Source organism: Microcystis sp. T1-4 (assembly GCF_000297435.1).
GTDB lineage: Bacteria > Cyanobacteriota > Cyanobacteriia > Cyanobacteriales > Microcystaceae > Microcystis.
Genome location: NZ_CAIP01000197.1, coordinates 1 through 8965, shown reverse-complemented (window position 1 = coordinate 8965; position 8965 = coordinate 1). Strand labels below are relative to the sequence as shown.

Genomic DNA, 8965 nt, shown 5'->3' with positions numbered 1-8965 from the left:
ATACAGCTTTACAATTTAGCTGATTGTGTACTACGGTAGCAACCGTTATGCTTAGAGAGGAAATATGTTGGGAAATTGCTGGCGATTGCGTCGATAATAGATGAATTATAAACAGTTATTAAAAAAGGAGAAAAGCCAGCCATGACCAGAAGCTCAGCTGGACAGTCTAGATGGACAGATGAGATGCTAGATGAATTGGCAAACTCAGTTTCGGGAGTCAAAGACTCAGTTTCGGAATTGCGGGAATCGGTTTCAGAATTGAGAGAATTAGTTTCGGAATTGCGGGAATCGGTTTCAGAATTGAGAGAATCAGTTTCGGACATCAAAGATTCAGTAGAAGGAGTAAGATTGACGGCACAAGCTTTGCTACAAATTGCCGCACAGCAACAACGAGAAAATGAAGCAAGGAGAGCAGAAATTGCTGAAATGAGACAAAGACAGGAAGAGTCAGACAAGCGTTTTGAGGTTTTGCTGTCAGAAGTCCGCCATCTGATTCGGCAACTTAAGCCAGAAAATCAATCGTAAGCTTGGCGCGACTGGCGGCGATTGCGTCTATAATTATCTACAGTTTAAGCAGCTCCTGAGACTGAGAAGGGAGAAAAACAAGCCATGACAAGAAGGGATGGGGAACGGAGGAGATGGACAGATGAAATGCTAGATGAATTAGCAGACTCGCTTTCCGAAATTAAAGAATCAGTTTCGGAATTGAGAGAATCAGTAGAAGGAGTAAGATTGACGGCACAAGCTTTGCTACAAATCGCAGCACAGCAACAGCGTGATATGGATGAAATGAGACAAAGACAGGAAGAGTCAGACAAGCGTTTTGAGGTTTTGCTGTCAGAAGTTCGCTATTTGATTCGGCAAATTAAACCAGAAAATCAGTCATAAGCTTGAGGAAAATGGCGGCGATTGCGTCTCGACAATTTAACCTAACCTTTTGTGAAACTAATTGACAAAATAATTGATAGACTATCATGGAACAAAAACTATTGTTGGCTAAACTGTTAAAAGGTCTCTCGAGTAGGATGTTTCGGCTATCGAAAAGAATCGAATATTTTGGATGTGACCCTATGATATTTCGGTATGTTGATTGTTTTGATACCATAGATGTATTGCTTAAATTCGTGCAACCAAAGTATCTCTGCGATATAGGGGCAAATGCCGGTCACTGGACCTATGTTTTAAGTCAAATGAGTCCCACTTTAGAACACGTGGTTTTTTTTGAACCCCAATCTCAGTATCAGGATAAATTGCAATCTTGACCCTTACCTGGGGTTACTAAAGTTATGTACCAGTGTGGTTTAGGTGAAAGGGAAGATAAGTTATTAATTAAAGGAGGAACTGCTTCAGCATCTTTTATTGATTATGAACAACAAAATAAGTATTTTCCTAATAGTATTTCACAAAACCAGCAAGAGCAGGAGGAAGTAGAAATTAGAATTTTAGATGCAATATATGCCAGTGATGATCTACCAATCCCTGATGTAATTAAACTAGATGTTCAAGGTTTTGAGCTTGAGGTTTTAAAGGGTAGTATAAATTTGCTAAAAAAATCTAAATACTTAGTGATTGAATTATCATTTCGTCAGTTTTATCGAGAGCAACCCTATCTATGGGAAATCATCAAACTACTAGAAGAGAATAAATATATTATGGTTGGCAAAGGATTTGAATGGCGATACAACGAAAATCCTTCAGAAATACTGCAAATGGATGCTATATTTAAGAACACTGATGTTATGTAATTAGAGCGGGATCAAAAAGGAGCCTATTTAGTTGAGCAATCTACTTGCCAAAGCTGTTAATAATTCTAAGTGGACTGCCATCGGTTCTCTAATGACAGCCATCTTAGGATTTCTGTTTGCCGGGTTAACGATTCGCTGGTTGGGAGAAGCGGAGGCTGGATTTGCCATTGCCATTGCGACTATTGTTGGCATTAACAACACCTTTAGCGGTTTGGGACTGGGTGCGGCTGCAACCCGGTTGATTAGTCGCGCTCATGAAGAAAAGAATTATCAAGAAATTCAGAAAATAGCTGGTGTCTGTTTTACAACTTCTCTCGCTTTTGGATTGTTTGGGTTTTGTATTTTCGCTTTCGGTTCTGCTTGGATTGTTCAGTGGAGTAAATATGAAGGAAATGCTGATATAGGGCGCTGGTACTGTATATTATTAGGATTAGCATTTTTGTTACAACAAATCACTGGTTATTTTAATATATTTCTCACTTCTCTTCAAAGATTTGACTGGCAAACAAAGCTCAACACTGCTTTTATGTTAGCCAATGGTATTTTGGGAATCACTTTTTTGAAAGCCTTTCCCAATATTTTAACCTTGGGAATAATTAGTTTAACTCTATCTTTCCTAAATTGTTTATGTACGGGGTTTATAGTCACTAAAATCCTGGGATTTTTGACACGTCCTTCCTGGCATCAAGCTATGTTTATTGAGCTTTGGTCTTTTGGAAAATGGGTTTACATGACTCAGATACAAGTTATATTTTTTGATGGTGTTGATAAAATATTTTTAACTTCTGTATTTGGCAGCTCTTCCTTACCTTTTTACACCTTTGCTCAAAGAATTTATAAAACAGTTCACCAAATGTTAGCTGGGCAGTCTTCCTACTTATTTCCCATGCTCTCAGCTCAAGGAGATAAATTAGAAGTGGTAGCAGAACAAATAGAAGACCGCTTGCGCTGGTTTATTGGGTTAATTGCAGGTTTTGTCTATTCAGGACTAATTATTGCAGGTCCAGCCTTATTGACTATTATGGTCAATGCTGGATTTTCTAGCAAAGCTAGTTTTCAGTTGTTTATTTTTTGCTGGGTAGGCTATATTCATGCACAAGCTATAGTCACATTCTTTTTTAATTTAAGTAAAGGAAATGCAAAGCAAAACTGGATTTATGTTATAATTACTGGCCTATTCTATTTTCCCTTTTTCGTTTTTTTATCACTAAATTTTGGGTTTAAATATGCAGTTATCGGACAATTGATGATGATTGTAGGAGTCATTTACTTGTTGCGCCATGCTCATAATAATATGAATTGGTTGACTTTCAGCAAATGGACAATCCAACCCTTAATATCATCTATTATTTTAATGATTGTAGCTACTTTTATTCACCTTGTAAACAATTCAATCAAAGCTACATTGATCACACAATTTACCTCTTTAATAATTTTTTGTTTTTCTGGAATCTTATTTGTTTATTATCTAGAAAACAAATGTTTTGGTAGTACGGGTAGAACAAAAACTTTAAGTAGAGCTATTTTGCTTTTTTGTGGTAAGCTGAATATGTCAAAAGAGCGTTAGTCAACCAATGTTAAACTGATTGATATGTTTATCTAAAAAGCTGTTTCTATATTTTCCAAGCAAATATACTCGTATATCTCATTTAAGATTGCTATAGAATATGCCCTGTCGGTAGAATATCTTCTGTGGAACCTTTCATCTGCTACATAATCATTTACGAGCCGAGGTTGTCATTGACCAGTAGGTATGATACAATAGGATGGAAGTTTGGGAAGGTATTGGGAACAAGGCGGGTTTCAGACACGTTATCGCACTGCTGTGACTTTAGCCGCCCAGTTTTATAGGGGGAAGGCTAAAACCTTATTTACTCCCTAACCATCTAGACAGTAACCACGATTTCTAGGAAAAAAATTCAAGAATTTTTTTCCTAGAAAGCTTTTGAGTTACTAAAAAGCCCGTATATTCCGATAAACATAAACATAGGAACCTTAGAGGATTTAAGTCATGTTCAAAAATATTATTCAGGAGACTTTTAAATACCTGGGATACAAAATAGTTAAAAATAATGCTCCTGTTCTTTACTTTCACTCAAATGCTTATTTAAGGCATAATGCAAGACGACTTGAACATTTGGCCAGCCTTAACATACCCGTAAGAGGTATGTCAGTACTTGAAGTAGGAGCAGGGATAGGTGATCACTCTCACTACTATCTAGACAGAGAGTGCCAAATTACGATAACAGAAACAAGACAAGATAATCAAGATTATCTTGTCTTGCGTTACCCTGGAGTTAATATCTTGAGATTAGATTTGGATTCTCCTCAGCCAATTGAAAATAGTCCATTTGATGTAGTTCATTGCTATGGATTACTCTACCATTTGAAAAATCCTGATTTGGCCTTGGACTTTCTAAGTCAATCTTGTCAAAAAATTCTTTTTTTAGAAACTTGTGTTTCTTTTGGTGATAATGAACAGATAAATCCTGTCAAAGAAATACAAACTAACCCTACTCAGGCTTTTTCTGGTCTGGGATGTCGTCCGACACGACGATGGATATTTTCTCGTTTACAAAATCATTTTGATTATGTTTACATCCCTAGAACACAACCTAATCATGAGCAATTTCCTCTAGACTGGAGTCATCCAGAAAAACATCAAGGTTTGAGTCGTTCTATATTTATTGCTTCGAGGACTAAACTTGACAATGAAATGTTGACAGATGAACTTATACAACAGCAAGCAAGACATAACTGACATTGCATGAACAACCTAAAATTTTTTTCAAGAAGGGTAACAAGAGCGATCACCTGCAGATTAAGATTAGATCAAAATCTTTTTCGGCAAAATCAACTTAAATTAACTGAAAAAATAAGGAGTTGAACAAATTTAATAACATTGAAATACATCAGGCCGGTTTTGGAGAAAAAGATGAGATTGTAGAATTCAATTCAGGCGCACCAGGAATGGAAGTTTATCACTCATTGGGCGACATTATTCATTCTTCAGCGGATCCCGATAAATTTAAGACAATACCAGTTCAACTTTTTCAAGGCTCTACCTGGTTACAAAAGAATAATGTACAGCATATAGATTTAATGAAACTTGATGCTGAAGGTGGAGAATACCTTATACTCAAGAGAATGCTGGAAATGTTTCAATCCCCAAAAATCTCTCGACTGTTAATAGAAATTACGGATGAAATGTCAAAAGCGGCGTTGCTGAATCAAGGTATGAATAACAACCTTGCACCCATCCAAAAGTTAGTTTGGGTCTAGGTTTTAAAAATCCCACAAAAGAAAATTCATATCTCAAATCAGCAAAGCCAAAAATCGCTAAACCAGTCATAGCTTTTCCCGATTTTACCGATGAATCGCCCCCAGATTTAGATTGGCAGATAGTCAAAGATATTGCTGGGAGATTCATGGCCGCTGATCCTATCGGGTGTCATGGTAACGATTTACAGGGAGCATCTCACCTTTGTAACCTCTAAATCAGGTTTTATGTCAAGCTATTTTAAAAGCCTTGCTAGAAATCAGTTTTAGGGACAAGTATAATTACTCACTTGCATAAATGAGATGCTCCCGATTTACATGAAGATCGATCGACTTATGCTCGGTAATATGGCAAATGCTCAAGCAGTGGGAAACTATGCGGCGGCGGTCAGATTTTCAGAGATTTGGTATTTTATTGCTATAGCAATTTGTTCCTCGGCATTTCCAGCAATTATTCGAGCAAAGCAGCGGAGTAGAGAGGAATATTATGCTAGACTACAACAACTGTACGATCTCATGGCTTGGATAGCATTGGTGATCGCAGTTCCCATGACTTTTGTTTCAGTTCCTTATGTTGACAAATTTGCTCGGCAAGGAATATACTAAAGCTGGTCGAATTCTGGTATGGCACATCTGGTCGAGACCTATTGTCTTTGTAGGGATAGCGTTTAATCAGTGGATGATGGTGGAAAATATGACTCTGTTAACCTTTGCAAGAACCTCATTAGGTGCTATTGCCAATGTTGGATTAAATTTTCTTCTCATCCCTCATTATGGACGTCTTGGAGCAGCAATTGCAACAGTGATCTCTTATGGATTTGCGCTATATGGTCTATATCTGTTTTTCCCATTTTTATACAGGAGTGCATGGATGGTAACTAAAGCATTTTTAATTCATTTTCGCCTCAATCACAACTTAATCTATCTCTCCAACATAAAAAATAGAATACTACTATAAACCATAAAATTGACAAGAAATGAAAGATGTAATTTATTAAACATTAAAAGATTTAGAGCCATGAAAAATCTCTTTTGGAAGCTTCACAGAAAACTAAGAGGTCGTATTCATCGTTATTTCGGAGATGATCTGTTCAAGCAAACAATCATCCAAAATCTATTAGGTTTCAAGATAGATATAGATAATCAAAGAATTTTAGAGACAATTGATGGTCTTGAAATAGAGTATTGTTATTCATCAGTTATAGGTAAACAATTGTTTTTTCAAGGTAGCTTTGAAGAAAATGAAATTATCTTCTTGAGCAAGATACTATTAGAAGATAGCGCTCCTATTGTATTAGACATAGGAGCTAATATTGGTCTTCATTCTATGAAATTAGCAAGGTCTGGTAAAAACACTAAGATCTATGCTTTTGAACCATCTCCAGGAACTGCGAGTATTTTAAGGAAGAATATAATTAAAAATTCTCTGGCAAATAAAGTAATTGTGGTGCCTAAAGCTGTCTCGGATAAGATTTGTAGTATTACTTTCTTTGAATGTGAAGATAATGCTTATAGCTCTCTCAAGGATACTAAGCGAAAAAAAGTGGTTAATCGAGTTCAAGTACCGGTAACAACTATTGATGAATTTGTCAAGGAGAATGAAATTTCAAAAATTTCTTTAATAAAGATTGATGTAGAAGGTTTAGAAACAGAAGTTATCAAGGGTGCTGAGAATGTCTTAAACAATTTAAAACCAGATTTGTTTGTAGAAATTTATGGTGGAGAAACCTCAAATCTAAATCCAGAACAGACAATTGAATCAATCCTGTCTTATGGCTATAAAGCATTCGTTTTTAATTCTATTAAAGCCTCATTAGAACCATTTGAAAAGCATTCAGATGAGTATTATAATTACTACTTTATTCATGTAGATAGAGAATACCATGATAGGAACTGTAAAACCTTAGTTGAGCCAATTGAACTAACTGAATAATTAAATAATTTAATCTATGGAAATTCCTTAAGTAATCAAAATCATGAAATGCCCAATTTGTCTTTCTTCAGCTGCTTTAAATAATCTACCGCTATACGATGATAGATACGGCTACCCAGGAAACTTTTTTCTTGCCAAGTGTTCTGTCTGCGGTCACAAACACTTAAAAGGAGAATTTACACCAGAAGTTTTGGCTGAACTTTATACGAAGTTCTACCCACGCTCGAAATACGTTCTTGAACAGTATCAGCCTCATAAAGAGATTAACGCTTTTAAAGCTTGGATGAACGGTTCCTATTCCTCAGCTTTTCGTTGGATACCCCAAAATGTTCGTATTTTAGATATTGGTTGTGGTTTTGGCGAATCTTTGGGATATCACGAGTCCCGTGGCTGTGATGTTTATGGGGTCGAAGCCGACGAAAACATTCGCCGCGTAGCTGAGAAATTTAACTATAAAGTGCACGTTGGGTTATTTGATCCGAATCTATATAAACCAGATTTTTTTGACTACATAACTATGGATCAAGTTATTGAACATGTTACCAATCCTATAGTAACTCTACGTGGCATTGCTAGGGTTTTAAAGCCAGGGGGAATAGCAATATTGACTACGCCCAACTCTAATGGATGGGGAGCTAGTGTTTTTGGGCATCGGTGGATTAATTGGCACGCCCCCTATCACCTTCAGTTCTTCTCGGTACAATCAATGCAACTGGCATCTGAGCAAGCTGGATTAACGGTGGAACAAGTTAAAACTTTAACCAGTTCTGAATGGTTACTGTATCAGTGGATACACCTAATGTTATTTCCACATATGGACGTACCATCTGCATTTTGGTCTTTTAAGGAGGAACGAAGCTTTAAGCAGAGATTAGCACTTAAGCTTCTAGCCGCTATTCACAAAACTAAAGTCAATCACCTAATTACACGGTTTTGTGATAGCATAGGTCAAGGAGATAATTATGTGTTTTTCCTGAAAAAGAGGCAATAATTATGGATAAAGTTTATATTATTCTCCCAGTTTGCAACCGTCGAAATATCACTCAGAAGTTTGTTGAATGTTTGAAATCACAAACCTACACCAATTATCACCTTATCTTGGTTGATGACGGTTCTATTGATGGGACTGAAGAGATGGTTAGAAGTCAGATTGAGTCTCTGACAGTCATCAAGGGAAATGGAAATTGGTGGTGGGCTGGTGGTTTACAGCAGGGTGTCAGTTGGTTAAAGAATAATAATGTTAAAGCCACCGATATAGTCTTGATGGCTAACGATGATGTTACTTTTGATCGGTCTTTCATAGAAAAGGCAATAAATATCTTACAATATTCACAAAAGACACTTGTTTCCGCACAAGGTTTTCAACCAGATACTGTAAGTGTAGTAAATCAAGGGGTAAAAGCTGACTTGAAATCAATGACTTTTAAAACTACTACCTCAGCAGAAGAAATCAACTGCCTACCAACCAGAAGTTTATTTTTAAGATTTTCTGATTTGCTCACTATTGGTGACTTTTATCCGACAATTTTACCTCACTATTTATCGGATTATGAATTCACCATTAGGGCATATAAAAAAAAAATAAAACTTCTGGTAAATCCTGAATTAAAAATCTACTTACATGAGAGTAATTTTATCAATAAATTACCATCTTTAGAAAATAATAATTTTGGCAAATTTGTTCAAAGCTATTTTTCTAATAAAAATCCTGTTAACCCAATACATTGGACAGTGTTTGTCATTTTGGTATGCCCTAAACCCTGGATTCTCTTAAACATAACAAGGGTTTGGAAAGGATGTGTTTTTGCAATACTAAAGGGTACCTCGAAAAAAAAAAAATAGATTGACGTCGGCATGGCACCACCTGAAACCCTCATAAAACCTTTGTTCATTCTCAATTAGGGTTTGCTGAAAAAGTGTATTGGTGGGGTTAGGAGTCAGTAGCCGGTCGTCAGTAGCCGGTCGTTTCAGGCTTTGTTGCCCTTGTTCTTTGTGCCAGCTTATGTAC

Annotated in this window: 11 protein-coding genes; all 11 read left to right on the top strand. The window is 36.5% G+C overall.

What is annotated here, in order from left to right:
- Nucleotides 1–141: 141 nt before the first annotated feature.
- The 11 genes from MICAI_RS12560 (at nucleotide 142) to MICAI_RS12510 (ending at nucleotide 8799) form a co-directional block, all read left to right on the top strand.
- Nucleotides 142–525, top strand: a complete 384-nt coding sequence (locus MICAI_RS12560; RefSeq protein ID WP_008202408.1) for a hypothetical protein — start codon at nucleotides 142–144, stop codon at nucleotides 523–525.
- A gap of 84 nt (nucleotides 526–609) precedes the next feature.
- Complete coding sequence (locus MICAI_RS12555) at nucleotides 610–888, top strand: hypothetical protein (RefSeq protein WP_008202405.1); 279 nt, start codon at nucleotides 610–612, stop codon at nucleotides 886–888.
- A gap of 398 nt (nucleotides 889–1286) precedes the next feature.
- Nucleotides 1287–1745 (top strand): FkbM family methyltransferase, encoded by a 459-nt coding sequence (locus MICAI_RS12550; protein ID WP_008202402.1) that lies wholly within the window; start codon nucleotides 1287–1289, stop codon nucleotides 1743–1745.
- 31 nt (nucleotides 1746–1776) lie between these two features.
- On the top strand, nucleotides 1777–3312 hold the full coding sequence (locus MICAI_RS12545; RefSeq protein ID WP_008202400.1) for an oligosaccharide flippase family protein: 1536 nt from the start codon (nucleotides 1777–1779) through the stop codon (nucleotides 3310–3312).
- Between the two features lie 444 nt (nucleotides 3313–3756).
- The gene (locus MICAI_RS12540) at nucleotides 3757–4506 is read left to right on the top strand and encodes a class I SAM-dependent methyltransferase (protein ID WP_008202397.1); all 750 of its coding nucleotides are present in this window, start codon (nucleotides 3757–3759) and stop codon (nucleotides 4504–4506) included.
- A 122-nt stretch (nucleotides 4507–4628) separates the two neighbouring features.
- Nucleotides 4629–5027, top strand: coding sequence for an FkbM family methyltransferase (locus tag MICAI_RS12535; protein WP_008202395.1), 399 nt, complete (start codon nucleotides 4629–4631; stop codon nucleotides 5025–5027).
- Between the two features lie 300 nt (nucleotides 5028–5327).
- Nucleotides 5328–5630, top strand: coding sequence for an oligosaccharide flippase family protein (locus tag MICAI_RS26445; RefSeq protein ID WP_051011176.1), 303 nt, complete (start codon nucleotides 5328–5330; stop codon nucleotides 5628–5630).
- Nucleotides 5608–5982, top strand: coding sequence for a polysaccharide biosynthesis C-terminal domain-containing protein (locus MICAI_RS26440; RefSeq protein ID WP_051011175.1), 375 nt, complete (start codon nucleotides 5608–5610; stop codon nucleotides 5980–5982). The genes MICAI_RS26445 and MICAI_RS26440 overlap by 23 nt, the downstream gene beginning before the upstream one ends.
- A gap of 60 nt (nucleotides 5983–6042) precedes the next feature.
- Entirely contained in the window at nucleotides 6043–6957 is a 915-nt protein-coding gene (locus MICAI_RS22535) for an FkbM family methyltransferase (RefSeq protein ID WP_008202392.1), read from the top strand.
- Between the two features lie 43 nt (nucleotides 6958–7000).
- Nucleotides 7001–7948, top strand: coding sequence for a class I SAM-dependent methyltransferase (locus tag MICAI_RS12515; RefSeq protein WP_008202390.1), 948 nt, complete (start codon nucleotides 7001–7003; stop codon nucleotides 7946–7948).
- Between the two features lie 2 nt (nucleotides 7949–7950).
- Complete coding sequence (locus MICAI_RS12510) at nucleotides 7951–8799, top strand: glycosyltransferase family 2 protein (RefSeq protein ID WP_008202388.1); 849 nt, start codon at nucleotides 7951–7953, stop codon at nucleotides 8797–8799.
- The last annotated feature ends 166 nt before the right edge of the window (nucleotides 8800–8965 follow it).